The organism is Pseudomonas sp. VMV1, assembly GCF_056790235.1.
Genome location: NZ_JBXGSE010000003.1, coordinates 798,996 through 818,823, shown reverse-complemented (window position 1 = coordinate 818,823; position 19,828 = coordinate 798,996). Strand labels below are relative to the sequence as shown.

The 19,828-nt window shown below is 64.2% G+C and carries 20 protein-coding genes and 1 other RNA gene; 11 read left to right on the top strand and 10 right to left on the bottom strand.

Translation table 11 applies throughout. The features are described from left to right. The first annotated feature begins 34 nt into the window (after positions 1-34). The 4 genes from ACUCV0_RS13870 (at position 35) to ACUCV0_RS13855 (ending at position 1,450) form a co-directional block, all read left to right on the top strand. A complete protein-coding gene (locus ACUCV0_RS13870; protein ID WP_007161334.1) occupies positions 35-265 on the top strand; it encodes a TIGR02449 family protein in 231 nt (76 codons plus the stop codon). Further along, positions 262-570 carry a cell division protein ZapA gene (locus tag ACUCV0_RS13865; RefSeq protein ID WP_017639427.1) on the top strand — a complete coding sequence of 103 codons (309 nt, stop codon included), beginning with the start codon at positions 262-264 and terminating at the stop codon, positions 568-570. The genes ACUCV0_RS13870 and ACUCV0_RS13865 overlap by 4 nt, the downstream gene beginning before the upstream one ends. Positions 571-627: 57 nt before the next feature. Next, a non-coding RNA gene (ssrS, locus tag ACUCV0_RS13860) (6S RNA) lies at positions 628-805 on the top strand. 9 nt (positions 806-814) lie between these two features. Then, positions 815-1,450, top strand: a complete 636-nt coding sequence (locus ACUCV0_RS13855) for a 5-formyltetrahydrofolate cyclo-ligase (RefSeq protein ID WP_482212930.1) — start codon at positions 815-817, stop codon at positions 1,448-1,450. Here ACUCV0_RS13855 and ACUCV0_RS13850 read toward each other — a convergent pair. After that, positions 1,417-1,584: a hypothetical protein gene (locus tag ACUCV0_RS13850; protein WP_167348572.1), complete on the bottom strand. Its 168-nt coding sequence runs from the start codon at positions 1,582-1,584 to the stop codon at positions 1,417-1,419. The genes ACUCV0_RS13855 and ACUCV0_RS13850 overlap by 34 nt on opposite strands. 182 nt (positions 1,585-1,766) lie before the next feature. On the opposite strand from ACUCV0_RS13850, the gene ACUCV0_RS13845 reads away from it, so the two are divergent. Beyond that, complete coding sequence (locus ACUCV0_RS13845; protein WP_271653311.1) at positions 1,767-2,222, top strand: EVE domain-containing protein; 456 nt, start codon at positions 1,767-1,769, stop codon at positions 2,220-2,222. Between the two features lie 78 nt (positions 2,223-2,300). On the opposite strand, the gene ACUCV0_RS13840 is transcribed toward ACUCV0_RS13845, so the two are convergent. Both ACUCV0_RS13840 and ACUCV0_RS13835 read right to left on the bottom strand, forming a co-directional pair. Beyond that, the gene (locus ACUCV0_RS13840) at positions 2,301-2,708 is read right to left on the bottom strand and encodes a flagellar basal body-associated protein FliL (protein WP_059316546.1); all 408 of its coding nucleotides are present in this window, start codon (positions 2,706-2,708) and stop codon (positions 2,301-2,303) included. Between the two features lie 45 nt (positions 2,709-2,753). Beyond that, the gene (locus ACUCV0_RS13835; protein ID WP_313648647.1) at positions 2,754-3,779 is read right to left on the bottom strand and encodes a DUF5924 family protein; all 1,026 of its coding nucleotides are present in this window, start codon (positions 3,777-3,779) and stop codon (positions 2,754-2,756) included. A 193-nt stretch (positions 3,780-3,972) separates the two neighbouring features. Here ACUCV0_RS13835 and glpT point away from each other — a divergent pair, with 193 nt between their 5' ends. After that, on the top strand, positions 3,973-5,313 hold the full coding sequence (gene glpT / locus ACUCV0_RS13830) for a glycerol-3-phosphate transporter (protein WP_059316548.1): 1,341 nt from the start codon (positions 3,973-3,975) through the stop codon (positions 5,311-5,313). Between the two features lie 148 nt (positions 5,314-5,461). Here the strand turns inward: glpT and ACUCV0_RS13825 are convergent, their stop codons facing one another. From ACUCV0_RS13825 to ACUCV0_RS13805, 5 genes are all read right to left on the bottom strand, one after another. Further along, the gene (locus tag ACUCV0_RS13825; protein ID WP_482212929.1) at positions 5,462-6,430 is read right to left on the bottom strand and encodes a CDP-6-deoxy-delta-3,4-glucoseen reductase; all 969 of its coding nucleotides are present in this window, start codon (positions 6,428-6,430) and stop codon (positions 5,462-5,464) included. Between the two features lie 11 nt (positions 6,431-6,441). Continuing rightward, a complete protein-coding gene (gene ubiD, locus ACUCV0_RS13820; RefSeq protein ID WP_017639419.1) occupies positions 6,442-7,908 on the bottom strand; it encodes a 4-hydroxy-3-polyprenylbenzoate decarboxylase in 1,467 nt (488 codons plus the stop codon). A gap of 119 nt (positions 7,909-8,027) precedes the next feature. Beyond that, entirely contained in the window at positions 8,028-9,290 is a 1,263-nt protein-coding gene (gene rho, locus ACUCV0_RS13815) for a transcription termination factor Rho (RefSeq protein WP_059316550.1), read from the bottom strand. A gap of 226 nt (positions 9,291-9,516) precedes the next feature. Next, positions 9,517-9,843: a thioredoxin TrxA gene (gene trxA / locus ACUCV0_RS13810; protein WP_017639417.1), complete on the bottom strand. Its 327-nt coding sequence runs from the start codon at positions 9,841-9,843 to the stop codon at positions 9,517-9,519. Between the two features lie 249 nt (positions 9,844-10,092). Continuing rightward, entirely contained in the window at positions 10,093-10,785 is a 693-nt protein-coding gene (locus ACUCV0_RS13805; protein WP_059316551.1) for a FadR/GntR family transcriptional regulator, read from the bottom strand. Positions 10,786-11,052: 267 nt separating this feature from the next. On the opposite strand from ACUCV0_RS13805, the gene ACUCV0_RS13800 reads away from it, so the two are divergent. From ACUCV0_RS13800 to ppx, 5 genes are all read left to right on the top strand, one after another. Next, positions 11,053-11,835 (top strand): transporter substrate-binding domain-containing protein, encoded by a 783-nt coding sequence (locus ACUCV0_RS13800; RefSeq protein WP_059316552.1) that lies wholly within the window; start codon positions 11,053-11,055, stop codon positions 11,833-11,835. 3 nt (positions 11,836-11,838) lie between these two features. Next, positions 11,839-12,504, top strand: coding sequence for an amino acid ABC transporter permease (locus ACUCV0_RS13795; RefSeq protein ID WP_059316553.1), 666 nt, complete (start codon positions 11,839-11,841; stop codon positions 12,502-12,504). Next, complete coding sequence (locus ACUCV0_RS13790) at positions 12,501-13,151, top strand: amino acid ABC transporter permease (RefSeq protein ID WP_482212980.1); 651 nt, start codon at positions 12,501-12,503, stop codon at positions 13,149-13,151. The genes ACUCV0_RS13795 and ACUCV0_RS13790 overlap by 4 nt, the downstream gene beginning before the upstream one ends. Then, a complete protein-coding gene (locus ACUCV0_RS13785) occupies positions 13,138-13,869 on the top strand; it encodes an amino acid ABC transporter ATP-binding protein (RefSeq protein ID WP_183631757.1) in 732 nt (243 codons plus the stop codon). The genes ACUCV0_RS13790 and ACUCV0_RS13785 overlap by 14 nt, the downstream gene beginning before the upstream one ends. Positions 13,870-13,980: 111 nt before the next feature. Next, positions 13,981-15,480, top strand: a complete 1,500-nt coding sequence (gene ppx / locus ACUCV0_RS13780; RefSeq protein WP_482212928.1) for an exopolyphosphatase — start codon at positions 13,981-13,983, stop codon at positions 15,478-15,480. A gap of 875 nt (positions 15,481-16,355) precedes the next feature. Here the strand turns inward: ppx and ppk1 are convergent. After that, positions 16,356-18,581: a polyphosphate kinase 1 gene (ppk1, locus tag ACUCV0_RS13775; RefSeq protein WP_059316557.1), complete on the bottom strand. Its 2,226-nt coding sequence runs from the start codon at positions 18,579-18,581 to the stop codon at positions 16,356-16,358. A 9-nt stretch (positions 18,582-18,590) separates the two neighbouring features. Then, entirely contained in the window at positions 18,591-19,613 is a 1,023-nt protein-coding gene (hemB, locus tag ACUCV0_RS13770) for a porphobilinogen synthase (RefSeq protein ID WP_059316558.1), read from the bottom strand. Between the last annotated feature and the right edge of the window lie 215 nt (positions 19,614-19,828).

The window sequence follows — 19,828 nt, the reverse complement described above, 5'->3', positions numbered from 1 at the left end:
AATCTCGTTGCACCCTTCTGGAGCTGTAGCCCTCATGCGCGAGTCTCGCGACACGCCCCTCGACGCCGATCTGGAAGCCCTCGGTGACCGTGTGGAGCGCCTGCTCCTGCGTCTTGAGGAATTGCAGCGGCAGAATCGACAACTGCGCCAGGGCGAGCGCAACTGGCGCCAGGAGCGCGCCGAGTTGATCGAAAAGAACGAATTGGCCAGATCGAAGGTCGAAGCGATGATTTTACGCCTGAAAGCCTTGGAGCAGGACTCATGAGCATCGAGACCGTGACCGTCCAGATAATGGAAAAGGAATATCGCATCAGCTGTCCCGCTGACGAGCGTGCCAACCTGGAGAGCACCGCCCGTTACCTGGACGGCAAGATGCGCGAGATCCGCGCCAGCGGGAAGGTCATCGGCGCCGACCGCGTGGCCGTGATGGCCGCCCTCAACATCACCCACGAACTGCTGCATCGCCAGGATGATGTCAGCCTGGAAGTGAGCAGCACCCGCGAACGGGTTCGCGACCTGCTGGATCGCGTCGACCGCGCCCTGATCACCGAACACGACACCACTGCCTGACAGCCGACCGAGATAGGCGGGGGTTTGCATCCCGGCTCAGGGGCGTATACTGGAGATCACTCTCTGGTGTGTGCGCCAGTCGGTCATGTCCCCGAGCCGATAAGCAACACCCCGGGGGTTGCTCGTAAGACTGGTGTGCATGTCCGCTACGGCGGAAAGCCTAAAGGTCTACGACTTCTCCCACCTTGAACCAAGGGTTCAAGGGCTACACCGGCAGCGGCATTCCGGAGAGCTCATTTCTTTCATGTCCATCCCGCCCTCTTCCCACCTCAGTCGGCCCGCGCTGCGCAAGCTACTGCGCCAGCGACGTCGCGCCCTCACGCCCATCCAGCAACGCCAGGCCGCCCGCGAACTGTATCGCCAGCTTGCCCAGCATCCGCTGTTTCGTCGCGCCCGCCATATCGCGTTCTACCTGCCCAGCGATGGCGAGATCGATCCGCGTCCGTTACTCGAAGAAGCCCAGCGCCGCGGCAAGGCCACCTACCTCCCGGTACTCTCCCGCTGGCCGCGCACGGCCATGATCTTTCAACGGGTCGGTCGCGGCGAGTCCTGGGTGCGCAATCGCTTCGGCATCGCCGAGCCACGCCCCGATCGGCGTCTTGGTCGACCGACCTGGGCGCTGGACCTGATCCTGATGCCGCTGGTGGGCTTCGATCCCCAGGGCGGACGCCTGGGCATGGGCAAGGGCTTCTATGACCGCAACCTGGCCTATCTGGCGCGGCGACGGCAGTGGCACAGCCCGCAGCTGATCGGCTGTGCCCATGAATGTCAGAAGGTGGAGCGATTGACCCTGGCGGCCTGGGACGTGCCCATGGCGGCCGTGGTGAGCGATGGTGGCTGGTACGGTCAGCGCGCGGGCGAGACGCCCCGCGTCGACTGAACGTCGCCGGCATAGCGGGCGTACTGCTGCTGGCTTTGGCGCTGTTCCCAGAAACTCTGGGTGTACCCGGTGGTGACCACGCCCAGGGTGAAGATCAGGACCAGCACCCATAAGAGATCAGGTTTGCGTTTCATCGAGCTGGGCCACCCCCTTGCTGGCACCTTTGGGCAGGACAGGACGTCGCCCTGTTATGCTCAGCGCGTACGGTCAGACTACATCCGGAATGCGCGGCATTCTGCGACAAGCGGTCGCCCCTTGCAATCGACCAGACCCCTTCCTGGAGGCTCCCGAGCCTCCATTCGTCAGGAGACGAACCGTGGCCTGCTGGCTGTTGAAATCCGAGCCCGATGAGTTCTCACTTAACGACCTGCAACGCCTGGGCCAGGCGCGCTGGGATGGCGTGCGCAATTACCAGGCGCGCAATTTCCTGCGTGCCATGGCGCCCGACGACCTGTTCTTCTTTCATCATTCGAGTTGCGCCGAGCCAGGCATCGCCGGCATCGGCCGAATCGTGGGCGAGGCCTTCGACGATCCCACCGCCCTGGATCCAGAGAGCCCCTACCATGCACCCAAGGCCAGCGCCGACAGCAACCCCTGGACGGCGCGCCAGGTCGCCTTCGTCGAAGCCTTTCCGCGGGTTTTGACGCTGCCGCGCCTGCGCGCGCTGCCGGCGCTTGCCGACTTCGCCCTGCTGCGCAAGGGCAACCGGCTTTCGGTGATGCCGGTCAGCGCCACGGAGTGGGCGGCGATCGTCAACGCGGCCCGCGGCTGAATCGGCGCCAGAGGCTGCTCACGAGGCCGGAACGAAGGCGACATTTTCAACACCGCCTAGCAGGTCGCGCGCCGCTTCTCAGGGCTGGATGATCAGGTTGTTGAACAGCAGATCCTCCACCAGGGGCTTGCCCTCCTCCTGGGTGATCACGCTCTGTACCTGCTTGAGGGCCTCCTGCCGCAGCTTCTCGCGCGCCTCCACGCCGGCCAGGGTCTCGTCGGTCTGCTGGGCGAAAAGCATCACCAGCTGATTGCGGATCAGCGGCTCGTGGAACTCCACCCGGTCCTTGGCTTCCTTGCCGGTCACCATCAGCGCGATATCGGCCTTGTAGTACTTGAGCTTGGGCCCGCTGCCGTAGTTACCGACCAGCGCCGGGGTCAGGTTGTAGAACTCGGTCTTGGGGGCCTCCCCTTCCTTTTTCTCTTCATTCGCCCAGGCATTGAGGGCCAGGCAGAAGGACAACAAAACGGCAGCGAAGACTTTCACGGCAAATCCTTTAGAGGTGGGTGCCTGCAGCATAGCCAGCAGGACTCAAGGGGTCACCTCGAACCTGAGGGTTCCGATCACCTGGCCGACGTCCGTCACCACTTGCACCTGCCAACGGCCAGTCACGTCGCCCGGAAAGTTCTGCTTGTGGGTCCAGGCGCGATAGCCCGCCTCCCGACCGCCGCTGATGTCCAGGGGAATGCGATCCACTTCCCGACCGGCATGGCGCCAGACGTGATAAATGCGTTCGTTCAGGCCGCGTGGCGCATTGATGGCGGTAAAGGCATAGAGCCCCTGGGCGCGCAGCTGGGCACTGCTCAGCGTCTTCACCGCATCGCCGGGCTGGCGTTTGAGGCTGTCGAAGTTGGTGCTCATGCCCATGTCGGTCAGCCACAGGGTCGCCGGCGGTACCCAGGCGCGCCCCAGCCAGCCGAAGGCGCCGATGGCCAGGCACAGCCCCAGCAAGCCCAGCCAGCGCCAGCCCAGGCGCACCCGGAAGGCCACTGCCAGACTGGGAAAGGACAGCAGTACGGCGACGCCCAGCGCCAGTTCGTAGCTCTGGGTGGTGGTCAGGTGCAGGATGATCGGCAAGGCGGTGAGCAATACCGCGAACAGTGTCAGGGTGTGGTAGCTGAGGAATACCCAGCGCCGCGGCGCCAGGGTCTTGTAGTAGAGCGGATCGATGATGGAAACCAGTGCGGCCGCGCCAAGCAGCCCGGTGAACAGCGCCTGGCCACTGTTCCAGGCCGTGGTGATGGCAAAGAACGGCAGGCAGAAGAACAGACTCTCCTGGTGGATCAGCTGGGTGGCGTAGCGCAGCAGCGGCGGCGGCAATTCCCAGCCGAAGCGGCGGCTGACCCAGCCCCTGAGCACGTTTTCCAGCATCAGCCAGACCCAGCTCGCCAGCATGATCACCGCCATCACGGGCGCGAAGCCTTTCTGCCGGTCCACCAGCAGGAAGCTGCAGATCCCCGAGATGAAGCCGGCCAGGGCGATCAGTCGCGGATAGCGCTCGAACAGCGCCAGGGCGAGGTTAAGGGCACGAGAAGACAGGACTTTCCAGGCAGGCATAGCGACTCGCGAAAAACGACGACGGCAGGACGCGCCACCCTAGGCGCGCAACCCGTACAGATCAAGGGGCAAACCCGGCCCTGGCTGCCGCAGAGCGGAAAAGCCTGTTCAGGCTGTAATATCATTGTAATATTCGAAAACGAACCTGGAATGTTCGCTTTCGATTAATACTTATAACAATACCGAGGCTCCCATGCTTGGAATCTTCGCTCCCGCGGCCCATAGCGCGCCGCTGCCCGCCGATCGTATCGACCCCGTCTACCGTCGCCTCCGCTGGCAGATCTTTGCCGGGATCTTTATCGGCTACGCGGGCTACTACCTGCTGCGCAAGAACTTCTCGCTGGCCATGCCCTACCTGGTGGAGCAAGGTTACAGCCGGGGTGAACTGGGCGTGGCGCTCTCCGCGGTGGCCATCGCCTACGGCCTGTCCAAGTTCCTCATGGGTCTGGTCTCGGACCGTTCCAACCCACGCTATTTCCTGCCCTTCGGGCTGGCCATGTCGGCGCTGGTGATGCTGCTGTTCGGATTCGCGCCCTGGGCTACCTCCAGTGTCAGCATCATGTTCGTCCTGCTGTTTCTCAATGGCTGGTTCCAGGGGATGGGCTGGCCGCCCAGCGGTCGCACCATGGTGCACTGGTGGTCGCAGAAGGAGCGCGGCGGTGTGGTCTCGGTGTGGAACGTCGCCCACAACGTGGGCGGCGGTCTGATCGGGCCGCTGTTCCTGCTCGGCCTGGCCTGGTTCAACGACTGGCATGCGGCCTTCTATGTCCCGGCCGTGGTGGCGCTGGCAGTCGCCGTGTTCGCCTTCATCGCCATGCGCGATACCCCACAATCCTGCGGCCTGCCATCGGTGGAAAACTGGAAACAGGATTTCCCCGAAGGCTACAGCGAAGGCCATGAGCGCGAATTCTCCACCAAGGAGATCTTCGTAGAATACGTACTGAAGAATCGCCTGCTCTGGTACATCGCCCTGGCCAACGTCTTCGTCTACCTGCTGCGCTATGGCGTGCTGGACTGGGCACCCACCTACCTCAAGGAAGCCAAGCACTTCTCAGTGGACAAGACCTCCTGGGCCTACTTCTTCTACGAGTGGGCCGGCATCCCCGGCACTCTGCTCTGCGGCTGGCTGTCGGACAAGCTGTTCCGCGGCAACCGTGGCGCGACCGGCGTGGTGTTCATGCTTGGCGTACTGGTCGCCACTCTGGTCTATTGGCTCAACCCGGAAGGCAACCCCGGTGTCGATCTGGCAGCGCTGGTGTCCATCGGCTTCCTGATCTACGGCCCGGTGATGCTGATCGGCCTGCAGGCGCTGGAACTGGTGCCCAAGAAGGCTGCCGGCACCGCCGCAGGCTTTACCGGGTTGTTCGGCTACCTGGGCGGATCGGTGGCAGCCAACGCCCTGGTGGGCTACACCGTGGACCACTTCGGCTGGGATGGCGGCTTCATGCTGCTGATCGGCTCGTGCGTCCTGGCCATCGTCTTCCTGGCGATGACCCTGAGACACACCGGCATGGTGGCCAAGTCCGCGCGCTGAGCCTAGCGGCGGTCTCGTAGGTTGGGCTGAGACGGCTCCATCGTCGAAGCCCAACGTGATCGGCGCGCAGCGGCAAGAGCTGTTGGGCTTCGCTGCGCTCAACCCAACCTACGGCGGCACATCACTGGTCGCCATGGCCGCGGCGAGCCTAACTCCGCGGCGCGTAGGCGAAGACGTCGGCGCGCATCTGGTGCGCGTCCATGCCGGCTTCCACCAAGGCATCCAGGGTGGCGTAGACCATGGCTGGCGAGCCGCTGGCATAGACATGCAGATCGCTCAGGTCGGCGAAATCCGCGCGTACCACCTCGTGCAGCAGACCGCAGCGCCCTTCCCAGCCGCAGGCCTCGCTCACCACTCGGTTCAGGGTGAGGTTGGGCAGGTCCGCCCAGGAGTCCCATGACTCGATGGCATAGAAGTCCTCCGGTGTCCGCACACCCCAGTAGAGGTGCACCGGATGAGCGAAGCCACGGGTACGAGCGTCCTCGATGAGGCTGTGCATCTGCGCCATGCCGGTCCCGGCGGCGATCAGCACCAGGGGGCCATCGGGCAGCTCGGCCAGGTGGGCATCACCATAGGGCAGTTCGACCTGGGCCATGCCCTTGGTTTCGAATTGCGCCAGCAGTGCCTGGCTGCTGGCCTCGCGGGCCAGCACGTGCAATTCCAGCTCGCGCCCCTGGTGTGGCGCGGAGGCCAGGGAAAAGGCCGACTGCTTGCCGTCATCCCGCTGGACCATCAGATACTGGCCGGCGTGATAACGCGGTGGTCGCCCGGCCGGCGCACGCAATCGCACGCGGCGCACATCACCGCCGACATCATCGAGCGCGACGACCTGGCAGGCCAGCTTGCGCATCGGCAACTCGCCTGGCGCCAGCACCCCGTCCCATTGCAGCAGGCAATCGGTCAGGGGCACGGCCACGCAGACATAGACTTCGCCATGATCGGCGGTCTGCCCGTGCTGGATGACCTGACCCTCCACCAGCAGCGCGGCGCAGAGCTGGCAATTGCCATTGCGGCAGCTGTGCGGCCCGCTGTAGCCGAGGCGCTGCGCGGCGGCCAGAATGGCTTCGCCGGGCTGGGTTTCCAATACCGCACCCGAGGGCTGCAGGGTGACCTTCATCGTCGTCTCCGTTAATCGATCCCGAGACTGGACCACATCTCGTCCACCCGTTTGACCACCGCTTCGTCCTTGACGATCGCCCGGCCCCATTCGCGGGTGGTTTCACCCGGCCACTTGTGAGTGGCGTCCAGGCCCATCTTCGAGCCCAGGCCGGAGATCGGCGAGGCGAAGTCCAGGTAGTCGATGGGGGTGTTGTCGATCATCACGGTGTCGCGCTTGGGATCCATGCGCGTGGTGACGGCCCAGATGACATCGTTCCAGTCGCGGGCATTGATATCGTCGTCGGTGACGATCACGAACTTGGTGTACATGAACTGCCGCAGGAACGACCAGACGCCCAGCATCACCCGCTTGGCATGGCCCGGGTACTGCTTCTTGATGGTCACCACCGCCATGCGGTAGGAGCAGCCTTCCGGCGGCAGGTAGAAGTCGACGATTTCCGGAAACTGCTTTTGCAGGATGGGCACGAAGACTTCGTTGAGCGCCACGCCGAGGATGGCCGGCTCGTCCGGCGGCCGTCCGGTGTAGGTGCTGTGATAGATGGGGTCGCGCCGGCGGGTGATGCGCTCCACGGTAAAGACCGGGAAGGTATCGACCTCGTTGTAGTAGCCGGTATGGTCGCCATAGGGGCCTTCCGGCGCCGTCTCACCCGGATGGATGACCCCTTCCAGCACGATTTCGGCGCTGGCCGGCACCTGCAGGTCGTTGCCCACGCACTTGATCAGCTCGCTGCGACTGCCACGCAGGAGGCCGGCGAAGGCGTATTCGGAAAGGGTATCGGGCACCGGCGTGACCGCACCGAGGATGGTGGCCGGATCCGCGCCCAGGGCCACGGCCACCGGATAGGGCTGGCCGGGATGCTTCTGGCACCACTCGCGGAAATCCAGGGCACCGCCACGGTGGCTCAGCCAGCGCATGATCAGCTTGTTGCGGCCGATGACCTGCTGGCGATAGATACCGAGGTTCTGGCGCTCCTTGTTGGGCCCGCGGGTGACGGTCAGGCCCCAGGTGATCAGCGGCGCCACGTCGCCCGGCCAGCAGTGCTGGATCGGCAGCTTGCCCAGATCGACTGCCTCGCCCTCTTCGATCACCTCCTGACAGGGCGCATCCTTGAGGACCTTGGGCGCCATGCTGATGACCTTCTTGTAGATCGGCAGCTTCGACCAGGCATCCTTCAGGCCCTTGGGTGGCTCGGGCTCCTTGAGGAAGGCCAGCAGCTTGCCGATCTCGCGCAGGGCGCCGACGTCCTCGGCGCCCATGCCCAGCGCCACGCGCTGGGGCGTACCGAACAGGTTGCCCAGCACGGGCATGGAAAAGCCCACGGGATTCTCGAACAGCAGCGCCGGGCCCTGCTTGCGCAAGGTGCGGTCGCAGATTTCGGTCATCTCGAGGATCGGCGAGACCGGTGCGGTCACGCGCTTCAGTTCACCACGCTGCTCCAGGCTGCGGATGAAGTCACGCAGATCTCGGTATTGCATGCGGCCTCTTGGTGCTGGGGAAAGTCTGGCAGTCTACCGCCTGAGTCGCGCATCGAGAAAGCATTGGCCCAGAAACGCGAAAGGCCGGGATTTCCCCGGCCTTTGCATGCGACGGCGCCTTACTTGCTGCGCTTCATCGAATCGAAGAACTCGTTGTTGGTCTTGGTCTGACGCAACTTGTCGAGGAGGAATTCGATCCCAGCGATCTCGTCCATCGGATGCAGGATCTTGCGCAGGATCCACATGCGCGACAGCTCTTCCTCGTCGGTGAGCAGCTCTTCGCGGCGGGTGCCGGACTTGTTGATGTTGATGGCCGGGAAAACCCGCTTCTCGGCGATACGACGCTCCAGGGGCAGTTCCATGTTGCCGGTGCCCTTGAATTCCTCGTAGATCACCTCATCCATCTTCGAGCCGGTTTCCACCAGCGCGGTAGCGATGATGGTCAGGCTGCCGCCTTCTTCGATGTTCCGCGCGGCACCGAAGAAGCGCTTGGGCTTCTCCAGGGCATGGGCGTCGACACCACCGGTGAGCACCTTGCCGGAGCTGGGGATCACGGTGTTGAAGGCACGGGCCAGACGGGTGATGGAGTCCAGCAGGATGACCACGTCCTTCTTGTGCTCGACCAGGCGCTTGGCCTTCTCGATCACCATGTCGGCGACCTGCACGTGGCGGGTCGGCGGCTCGTCGAAGGTGGACGCCACCACTTCACCACGCACGGTGCGCTGCATCTCGGTCACTTCCTCGGGACGCTCGTCGATGAGCAGCACGATGAGGTAGCACTCGGGATTGTTGCGCGTGATGTTGGCGGCGATGTTCTGCAGCATGATGGTCTTGCCCGCCTTGGGCGGTGCGACGATCAGGCCGCGCTGACCCTTGCCGATGGGGGCACAGAGGTCGATGACCCGACCGGTGAGGTCTTCGGTGGAGCCGTTGCCGGCTTCCATCGTCAGGCGCTTGGTAGGGAACAGGGGCGTCAGGTTTTCGAACAGCACCTTGTTCTTGGCGTTTTCCGGACGGTCGAAGTTGATGGTATCGACCTTGAGCAGCGCGAAGTAGCGCTCGCCCTCTTTCGGCGGACGGATCTTGCCGATGATGGTATCGCCGGTACGCAGGTTGAAGCGGCGGATCTGGCTGGGGGAGACATAGATGTCGTCGGGGCCGGCCAGATAGGAGGAGTCGGCGCTACGCAGGAAGCCGAAGCCGTCCTGCAATATCTCCAGCACCCCATCTCCGGAAATCTCGTCGCCGCCTTTGGCGTGCTTCTTGAGCAGCGCAAAGATGATGTCCTGCTTGCGGGACCGGGCCATGTTTTCCAAGCCCGCGGCATCCGCCATTTCCAACAGTTCTGTGATGGGCTTTTGCTTGAGTTCGGTCAGATTCATAGACGTATGTTGACGTGAGAAGAGGCGAGGGAGGGATTCGAGCTGAGCGGCCGGATGCGAGAGTAGTTTCGCGGGATGCGTTCTGAAGAGGAGAACTGACGGCTACAGCAGATGAGAAGACGGCCCACTGATGGGGTCGTGGCTGGAATCTAGCACCTGCATGGGTACACGTCCAGCCGTCCAGGCATAAAAAAGCCCCGCATGGCGGGGCTTTCGACCAGATTCCTCAGACGTTGGCGTCGAGGAAGGCAGCCAGTTGCGATTTGGACAGAGCACCGACCTTGGTGGCCTCGACCGCGCCGTTCTTGAACAGCATCAGGGTCGGGATGCCACGCACGCCGTACTTGGGCGGGGTGTCCTGGTTTTCGTCGATGTTCAGTTTGCAGACCTTGAGCTTGCCTTGGTAGTCCTTGGCGATCTCGTCCAGGACTGGGGCAATCATCTTGCAGGGACCGCACCATTCGGCCCAGTAGTCGACCAGCACGGGGCTGTCGGACTTCAGCACGTCCTGCTCGAAGCTGGCGTCGCTGACGTTGGTGATGTATTCGCTCATTGACTCTCTCCGAATTCGGGTGCGACTTGAAGTATGGCCATGATAGCCCTGCTGCCGTCACTTCGAAAGCATTCGAACATTGATGGTGACTATGACGGGCATTGATGGCAGACGCAGCTCACGATCTGGCGAGCCGGCGACAACCAGGGCGGCAAGGCCTCGGAAAGTGGAGTCTACGCGGGGTAAATGCGCATTCCTAAGGCCTTTTCGCCATCGCTTGCCGACACGCAGCCGATCGTGGACAGCGTTTTAGACAGCAGGCACCGGGAAGGGGGTTCCACTGCGCAACGCCGCATTGCGGATATGTTCGCGCATGGCCTTCTGCGCAGCCGCTGGCGAGCGCCGGGTCAGGGCCCGGAGAATGCGCCGATGTTCCTGCCAGGTTTCCAGGGCCCGCTCGGGCCGGACGAAGGGCAGCTTCTGACTTTCGTGAAAGCGCTCGGGGCTGGTGGTGATCACTGCCAGCATGGCCGGATTGTCCGCGGCCAGCAGCAACTGGCGATGGAAGTCGAAGTCCAGCGCCGCTGCCTCTTCCAGCTCGTTAGCCCGTAGTGCCCGGTGCAGGGCACCGAGATTGACCTCCAGCCGATCCAGATCGGCGGGACTCAGGGTCATGGCGGCCAGTCCCGCGGCAAAACCCTCCAGCGCGAAGCGCAACTGGAAGACGTGGGCCGGGGTGACCTCGCCGGTGAAGGGCCAAGGCCCGTCCGCGTGCGTCGCTTCCTGCACATAGACCCCACGTCCAGGCTGGACGCTGACCAGTCCCAAGGCGCTGAGGGTGGACAGCGCCTCGCGCAGGGACGCGCGACTCACGCCCAGCCGCTCGGCCAGCTCGCGTTGCGCCGGCAGCGCCGCGCCGGGTGCATAGCCTTCGGTCTCGATCAGCTGGCGAATGGCGTCGACGGCATAGTGGGGGACGGCGCGGGTGGCTGCGAGGGGCATAGAGTGGTCAGGCCAGTCAGTCCGGAAGTTCGCCTTTTATGCCGATTTTCCCGCCAGTTCAAGCCTGGCCCTAAGGCGGAGCACGGCACGACAAGCGCGCACCAAAGCGGCTCACGCTAAAAGCAGAGGTCTGCTTAGCCGCCGGCCAACTGTTCAGACCAGTAAGACCAATCGCCAAGCGTAGCGGCCTCTGCGGCAGCCCGGCAGGGTGCTGGCACATGAAATGCACTGGGCAGAGCCATCCCATCCTGCTTCCGGAGTCTCGTCATGCTCAAGCGCTGGACCGCCCTCTCCCTGTTCGCCTTGGGCCTGACCGCCCTGCACGCTCCCGCCCAGGCCGATCAGCTGGCCGATATCCAGCAGCGCGGCACGGTGCGCATCGCCGTACCCCAGGACTTTCCACCTTTCGGTACCGTGGGCCCGGATCTCAAGCCCCGCGGCCTGGACATCGACACCGCCCAGCTGATCGCCGACAAGCTCGGGGTCAAGCTGGCCCTGACCCCGGTCACCAGCACCAACCGCATTCCCTTCCTGACCACCGGCAAGGTGGACATGGTCATCTCCAGCCTGGGCAAGAATCCCGAGCGCGAACAGGTCATCGACTTCACCAAGCCCTATGCGCCCTTCTTTCTCGGCGTGTTCGGCGCCAAGGGCAGCACCCTGAGCACGCCCGAGGAGCTGGCCGGCAAGACCGTCGCCGTGACCCGCGGCGGCATCGAGGACATGGAGCTGAGCAAGGTGGCGCCCAAGGACGCGGTGATCAAGCGCTTCGAGGACAACAACGCCACCATCGCCGCCTATCTCGCCGGCCAGACCGAATTCATCGCCAGTGGCAGCTCGGTGATGGCGTCCATCGCCAACAAGAAGCCCGACCGCGCACCGGAGATGAAGATCACCCTGAAGAATTCGCCCAACTACATCGGCCTGGCCAAGCACGAACCGGCGCTCAAGGCCAAGCTGGACGGCATCCTCGACGCCGCCCGCGCCGACGGCAGCCTGGATCGCCAGGCCGAGAAGTGGCTGGGCCAGCCGCTACCCAAGGACATGTAAGGCATGGCCTACCAGTTCGACTTCCAGCCGGTACTGCAGCAGAGCGATCTGCTGCTCAAGGGCGCCCTTTTCACGCTGGAGCTGACCGCCATCGGCGCGGTGCTGGGCATTGCCCTGGGCATTCTTGGCGCGGTCTGCCGCGCCTGGCGGCTCACGCCCTTCGACCGGGTGTTCGGCGTCTATGTCGAGCTGATCCGCAATACGCCCTTTCTGATCCAGCTGTTCTTCATCTTCTTCGGCCTGCCTTCGCTGGGGGTGCACATCAGCGAATGGCAGGCGGCGGTGCTGGCCATGGTGATCAACCTGGGCGCCTATTCCACGGAAATCATTCGCGCCGGCATCCAGGCCGTGCCCAAGGGCCAGCTGGAAGCCGCCGCGGCCCTGGCCATGACCCGCGCCGAGACCTTTCGCCACGTGATCCTGCGGCCCGCGCTGGCCAAGGTCTGGCCGGCCCTGTCGAGCCAGGTGGTGATCGTGATGCTGGGCTCGGCGGTCTGCTCGCAGATCTCCACCGAGGAACTGACTTTCGCCGCCAACTTCATCCAGTCGCGCAACTTCCGCGCCTTCGAGACCTATCTGCTGACCACCCTGCTCTACCTGGTCATGGCCATCGGCGTGCGCCAGCTGCTGCACTGGATCGGCCGGCGCTTCATCCAGGGAGGCCGCTGATGGATTTCACCCTCTGGGATATCGTCCGCAACCTCGGTACCGGGCTGTACTGGACCTTCATCCTGTCGCTGGCGGCCTTTGCCGGCGGCGGCCTGGCCGGACTGCTGGTGCTCTGGGCACGGCTGTCGCCGCTGCGGACGCCACGCACGCTGGCGCGCCTGCACATCGAGCTGTTCCAGGGCACGCCGCTATTGATGCAGCTGTTCCTGGTGTTCTTTGGCATCTCGCTGCTGGGGCTGGAGATTCCCGCCTGGCTGGCCGCCGGCGTGGCCCTGACCCTGTTCACCAGCGCCTACCTCGCCGAAATCTGGCGCGGCTGCGTCGAGGCCATTCCCCACGGCCAGTGGGAGGCGTCGGAAAGCCTGGCCCTGACCCGCTTCGAGCAGTTGCGTCATGTGATCCTGCCCCAGGCCCTGCGCATCGCCGTGGCACCTACCGTGGGCTTCTCGGTACAGGTGGTCAAGGGTACCGCCGTGACCTCCATCATCGGCTTCACCGAGCTGACCAAGATCGGCGGCATGCTCGCCAATGCCACCTACCAGCCCTTCACCGTCTACGGCCTCGCCGCCCTGGGCTATTTCATCCTCTGCTACCCGCTGTCGCTGGCCGCGCGCTGGCTGGAAAGGAGACTGCATGCCGCTGCTTAGAGTGACCGCCCTGCACAAACACTATGGCAATCATCATGTGCTCAAGGGCATCGACCTGACCGTCGAGGAAGGCCAGGTGGTGGCCATCATCGGCAAGAGCGGCTCGGGCAAGAGCACCCTGCTGCGCACCCTGAACGGCCTGGAGTCGATCAACGACGGCGTCATCGAGGTGGACGGCGAGTACCTGGACGCCGCGCGGGTCAACCTGCGTTCACTGCGGCAGAAGGTCGGCATGGTCTTCCAGCAGTTCAACCTCTTCCCGCACCTCACGGTGGGCGAAAACGTGATGCTGGCGCCCCAGGTGGTCAAGAAGACGAGCAAGGACGAGGCCCGCGCCCTGGCCCGACAGATGCTCGACCGGGTCGGCCTGGCGGAGAAATTCGACAGCTATCCGGATAGGCTGTCCGGTGGCCAGCAGCAGCGGGTGGCCATCGCCCGCGCCCTGGCCATGTCGCCCAAGGTGCTGCTGTGCGACGAAATCACCTCGGCGCTGGATCCGGAGCTGGTCAACGAGGTGCTTGCCGTGGTCAAACAGCTGGCCCGCGAGGGCATGACCTTGATCATGGTCACCCACGAGATGAGATTCGCCCGCGAAGTGGGCGACAAGCTGGTGTTCATGCACCAGGGGAAGGTGCACGAGAGCGGTCATCCCCAGGAGCTGTTCGCCCGCCCGCAGACACCGGAACTGGCCCAGTTCATCGGTCAGGTGGCCTCCTGAGGCGAAAAGCCCTATTTTTTCTGCCACTTTGCGCAACCGTAACCGCTGTGCGCTTGAAGCCATCACCGGCTAGCTGGCACGATGGCGCGGTTTATCGCCGAGAGCCTCCAGATGCAGCCTTCGCCAGCCGAACCCCACGAACTGATCGCCGCCATCGACCTGGGCTCCAACAGCTTTCATATCGTCCGGGCGCGCAATTTCCACGGGGAGATCCGCATCCTTGAGCGGTTGGGCGAAAAGATCCAGCTGGCCGCCGGCCTGGACGAATCGCGCCTGCTCAGCGAAGAGGCCATCCAGCGTGGCCTGGACTGCCTGCGCCGCTTCGCCCAGCTGATCGCCGGCATGCCGCGAGGCGCCGTACGGGTGGTGGGCACCAATGCCCTGCGCGAGGCGCGCAATCGCGCCGAATTCATCCAGCGCGCCGAAGCCGTGCTCGGCCATGCGGTCGAGGTCATTTCCGGTCGCGAAGAGGCCCGCCTCATCTATCTGGGCGTGTCCCACTCCATGCCCGATGTGCCCGGGCGCCGCCTGGTGACCGACATCGGCGGCGGCAGCACCGAATTCATCATCGGCCAGCGCTTCGAGACCCTGCAGCGCGAGAGCCTGCAGATGGGCTGTGTCAGCTTTACCAAGAGATTCTTCGCCGACGGCAAGATCACCGCGGCCCAATATGCGCGTGCCTACACTGCCGCGCGCCTGGAATTGATGAACATCGACCAGGGCCTGCGCGAGATGGGCTGGCACCAGGCTCTCGGCGCCTCCGGTACCATCCGCGCCGTGGCTCTGGCGATCCAGGCCGCCGGCCGTGGCAATGGCGAGATCACCCCGGACGGCATCGAGTGGCTCAAACGCAAGCTGCTCAAGCAGGGCGACATCAACCTGCTCAACATCGATGGCGTGAAGCCGGATCGGCGCGCCATCCTGCCAGGTGGCCTGGCCATCCTCGAAGCCCTGTTCAAGGCCCTGGAACTGCAGGAGATCCACCTTTCCGAAGGTGCCCTGCGCGAAGGGGTGCTCTACGACATGATCGGCCGGCACAGCCACGAGGACGTCCGCGAACGCACCCTCAAGGGCCTGGCCGAGCGCTACCACGTGGACCAGCGTCACGCCGAGCGCGTGGAAAAGCGCGCGCTCAAGTCCCTGGCCCAGGTCGCCGACGCCTGGGGCCTGACCGACGAGAACCATGCCGAGCTCCTGCGCTGGGGGGCGCGCCTGCACGGCGTGGGCCTGGATATCGCCCACTACCAGTACCACAAGCACGGCGCCTACCTGATCGAGCACTCGGACCTGCCCGGCTTCTCCCGCCGTGACCAGCAAGCCCTGGCACTGCTCGTGCGCGGCCACCGCCGCAACATCCCCCAGGATCGCCTGCAGGAGCTGGGCCCGGAAGGCGAGCCCTTGCTGCGCCTGACCCTGCTGCTGCGCTTCGCCATCCTCTTCCACCACATCCGCCACAAGAGCATTCCGGACGTCCAGCTCAGCGCTGGCGAGCGCAGCCTGGACGTGCAGTTCCCCGACGGCTGGCTGGAGGAAAACCCCCTGACCCAGGCCGACTTCGAGCTGGAAGCCCAGTGGTTGGAGCGGGTGGGGTATCGGTTGAGCGTTCGCTGATTTTTCGTAGGTTGGGCTGAGCGGGAGCGAAGCCCAACTGTTGCATGTGCAACTCTGCACCCTAGGTTTTGTAAGTGCCCTGGCTGTTCATCGAGCTTTGCTGATGTTTCTTGTTTCGCCCACCCGGGCGACTCACTTTTTTCAAACGCGGCTGCGCGCCCCGGAAAAAAGTAAGCAAAAACGCTTGCCCTGGACATCCGGCCCTCCGCTGCGCTGCGGGTGAGTCGCGTTGCTCGCCCTTCGGGCCAGCCTGCGGCTGTTACTCCGCTACGCTACGTTTCGCTCACGCCAGCGCCGTTCCGGGGTCGGCCTACACGGGCCGTCCATGGCCCGTTAGGCCTCTCGCCGCATCCATGCGGCTTGACCCACTCCACGACACTGGCGTTCGCCCTCCTGAACGGGGCGATTCGCCAGCCTGAAAGTGTTGGTTGAAGAGCCCGTAACTCGTAGCGTGGACAACGGCGCAGCCTTGTCCACTGTTTATGATCAAGCTCATCAGTGGAAAACGCTGCGCGGTTTTCCACGCTACACCTGTGAACACCCAAGCCTTAGGCTTGCGCCCCGTCCCCATCAGTGAGGCCGAGTGTAGGTGCCGCTTAGGAGGATGCGAGGCAGGACGCCGAGCAAGGAGCGAGGGGACCCGGAGCGCAGCGGAGGGCCGAAACGTGGGGTGTGCTTTCTTTTGCTTACTTTTCTTTGCACCGGGCGGCGGTCCGCAAGCAAAGAAAAGTAAGTCGCCGGCCAGGCGAAACAAGAGCCGTCAGCAAAACACGATAATCAGCTCTTGCAGTGAAAAGCCAACAGTTGGGCTTCGCTGGCGCTCAGCCCAACCTACGGAACGGCTAGGCCCATGGTGGCATGGGCCCGAAACTCCCTCAGCGGGTATTCACCACCGGACTGGCCAGCCGCTCCAGCAGCGTCGCCTGCACGCTACGGGCGTTCTGGTTGCCAGTGGGCGACTGCCGCACGTAGCTGCCGTCCTCCTGCAGTACCCAGGCCTGGGTGTTGTCGGTGAGGTAGCCTTCCAGCTCCTTCTTGACCCGGCTGATGAGCTTCTTGCCCTCCACCGGGAAGCAGGTCTCGACGCGCATGTCGAGGTTGCGCTCCATCCAGTCGGCGCTGGAGAGATAGAGCTTCTCGTCACCGCCGTTGAGGAAGTAGTAAATGCGGCTGTGCTCCAGGAAGCGGCCGATGATGGAGCGCACCTGGATGTTGTGGGACACGCCCGGTACGCCCGGACGCAGGCAGCACATGCCACGCACCACCAGGTCGATCTTCACCCCGGCCTGGCTGGCCTTGTAGAGGGCGCGGATGACCTTGGGATCGGTGAGGCCGTTGACCTTGGCCATGATCTGCGCCGGACGTCCTTCGCTGGCCGCCACGGCTTCGCGGTTGATCATTTCCAGCAGGTTCTTCTTCAGGGTGAAGGGCGCGTGCAGCAGCTTCTTCATGCGCAGGGTCTTGCCCATGCCGATCAGCTGGTTGAACAGCTTGTGCACGTCCTCGGTGAGGGCCACATCGGCGGTCAGCAGGCTGTAGTCGGTGTACAGCTTGGCATTGCCGGCATGGTAGTTACCGGTACCCAGGTGGGCATAGCGACGCAGCTCACCGTTCTCGCGGCGCAGGATGAGCATCATCTTGGCGTGGGTCTTGAAGCCCACCACGCCGTAGATGACCACGGCGCCAGCCTGCTGCAGGCGGCTGGCCAGCTGCAGGTTGGATTCCTCGTCGAAGCGGGCGCGCAATTCGATGACCGCGGTCACCTCCTTGCCGCTGCGCGCCGCGTCCACCAGGGCGTCGACGATCTCGGAGTTGGCACCGCTGCGGTAGAGCGTCTGCTTGATCGCCAGGACGTTGGGGTCCTTGGCGGCCTGGCGCATCAGGTCGATCACCGGGGTGAAGGACTCGAAGGGGTGCAGCAGCAGCACATCGAGCTTGCCCAGCACGTTGAAGAGGTTGTCCTTCTTCTGCAGCAGCTTGGGAATGGTCGGCGTGAAGGGGGCGCTCTGCAATTCCGGATGGCTATCCAGCCCGGTGATGGAGAACAGCCGGGTCAGGTTGACGGGACCGTTGACCTTGTACAGCTCACTTTCGCCCAGATTGAACTGCTTGAGCAGGTAGTCGGTAAGGTGTTTCGGGCAGATGTCCACCACCTCGAGCCGCACCGCATCGCCATAGCGACGCGAGAACAGCTCGCCGCGCAGGGCACGGGCCAGGTCTTCGACATCCTCGGTGTCCACCGAGAGGTCGGCGTTACGGGTCAGGCGGAACTGGAAGCAGCCCTTGACCTTCATGCCGGGGAAGAGATCGTCGGCATGGGCGTGAATCATCGAGGACAGGAAGACGTAGTTGTCCCCGGGACCGGCGACCTCCTCGGGCACCCGGATGATCCGCGGCAGCAGGCGCGGCGCCGGGATGATGGCCAGGCCCGAGTCACGGCCGAAGGCGTCCATGCCCTCCAGCTCGACGATGAAGTTGAGGCTCTTGTTCACCAGCAGCGGAAAGGGGTGGGTCGGATCCAGGCCGATGGGCGTGATGATCGGCGCGATCTCGTCGCGGAAGAACTTGCGCACCCAGGCCTTGATCTTGACGTCCCAGTAGCGCCGCCGGATGAAGCGGATCTGCTGCTCGGCCAAGGCCGGCAGCAGGACGTCGTTGAGGATGGCGTACTGCCGTTCCACCTGGCCGTGGACGATTTCGCTGATGCGCGCCAGCGCCTGGTGCGGCAGCAGGCCATCGGCCCCGGCCTGCTCACGGGCGAAGGCGATCTGCTTCTTGAGGCCCGCCACGCGGATCTCGAAGAACTCGTCCAGGTTGCTGGAGAAGATCAGCAGGAACTTGAGGCGTTCGAGCAGCGGATAGGATTCGTCGAGGGCCTGTTCCAGCACCCGGATGTTGAACTGCAGCTGCGACAGCTCGCGATGGATATAGAGGCTGCTGTCGTCCACGTTGGCCGCCGGCACGGTAGGCGCGGGCGGCGCCTCGACCACGGGCGCGGGCTGGACAGCGGCGTCTGGCGCGACCGCCTCGGTGGTCAGGTCCGTGGACTCGACGGTGGCTGATTGCTGCAGATCGGTTTCGACGAAACCCTGGCTACTCATTGAAGCTCCTTAGGAACGCGAAGGCCCCTGGCGAAGTTGTTGGGCGGCGCGTTTGGCGAAATAGGTGAGGATGCCGTTGGCCCCGGCGCGCTTGAAGGCCAAGAGCGATTCGAGGATGACGGCCTCGGACAGCCAGCCGTTCTGGATCGCGGCCATGTGCATGGCGTACTCGCCGCTCACCTGGTACACGAAAGTCGGCACGCGGAATTCCTCACGGACCCGGCGGACGATGTCCAGGTAGGGCATGCCCGGCTTGACCATCACCGAGTCGGCGCCCTCGGCCAGGTCGCCGGCGATCTCGTGCAGCGCCTCGTCGCTGTTGCCCGGATCCATCTGGTAGGTGGCCTTGTTGCCCTTGCCCAGGTTGGCGGCCGAGCCGACGGCATCGCGGAAAGGCCCATAGTAGGCGCTGGCGTACTTGGCCGAGTAGGCCATGATCTGCACGTTATGATAACCCGCGTCTTCCAGGGCGGCGCGGATGGCGCCGATACGGCCGTCCATCATGTCCGAGGGTGCGATCACCTGTGCCCCCGCCGCGGCATGGGACAGCGCCTGCTTGACCAGCACCTCGACCGAGATGTCGTTGAGCACGTAGCCGCGCTCGTCGAGGATGCCGTCCTGGCCATGGGTGGTGAAGGGATCCAGGGCCACGTCGGTGATCACGCCCAGCTCGGGAAAGTGCTCGCGCAGGGCGCGGGTGGCGCGCTGGGCGATGCCGTCGGGGTTGTAGGCCTCGGCACCATCCAGCGACTTGCGCTCGACAGGGGTGACGGGGAACAGGGCCACGGCGGGGATACCCAGCGCTACCAGTTCGGCGGCCTCCTCCAGCAGCAGGTCGATGGACAGCCGCTCGACGCCGGGCATCGAGGGCACGGCTTCGCGACGGCCTTCACCGTCCAGTACGAAGACCGGCAGGATCAGGTCATCCACCGTCAGTGCATGCTCGCGCATCAAACGACGGGAAAACTCGTCGCGGCGCTGGCGGCGCATGCGAGTGGCAGGGTAGCTACGGCTGATGGGGGTAAAGCTCACGATCGACTCCCAGACCCGGATCACGGGTCAGTGTGAGGGGTTATAGGCCACAATCATGACCGATTGGTAACAGTAGATGACAATATGGTGTGCCTATAGCGCCTATCCAAGGCAGACGCTGACCGGAGCTGGCGTGACACAGGGTCGCAGTGAAATCTGTGGCTGACCGACTGGCACCCGGCGGACGGAAGTCCGTCACACTTTCTTTCCAGGCG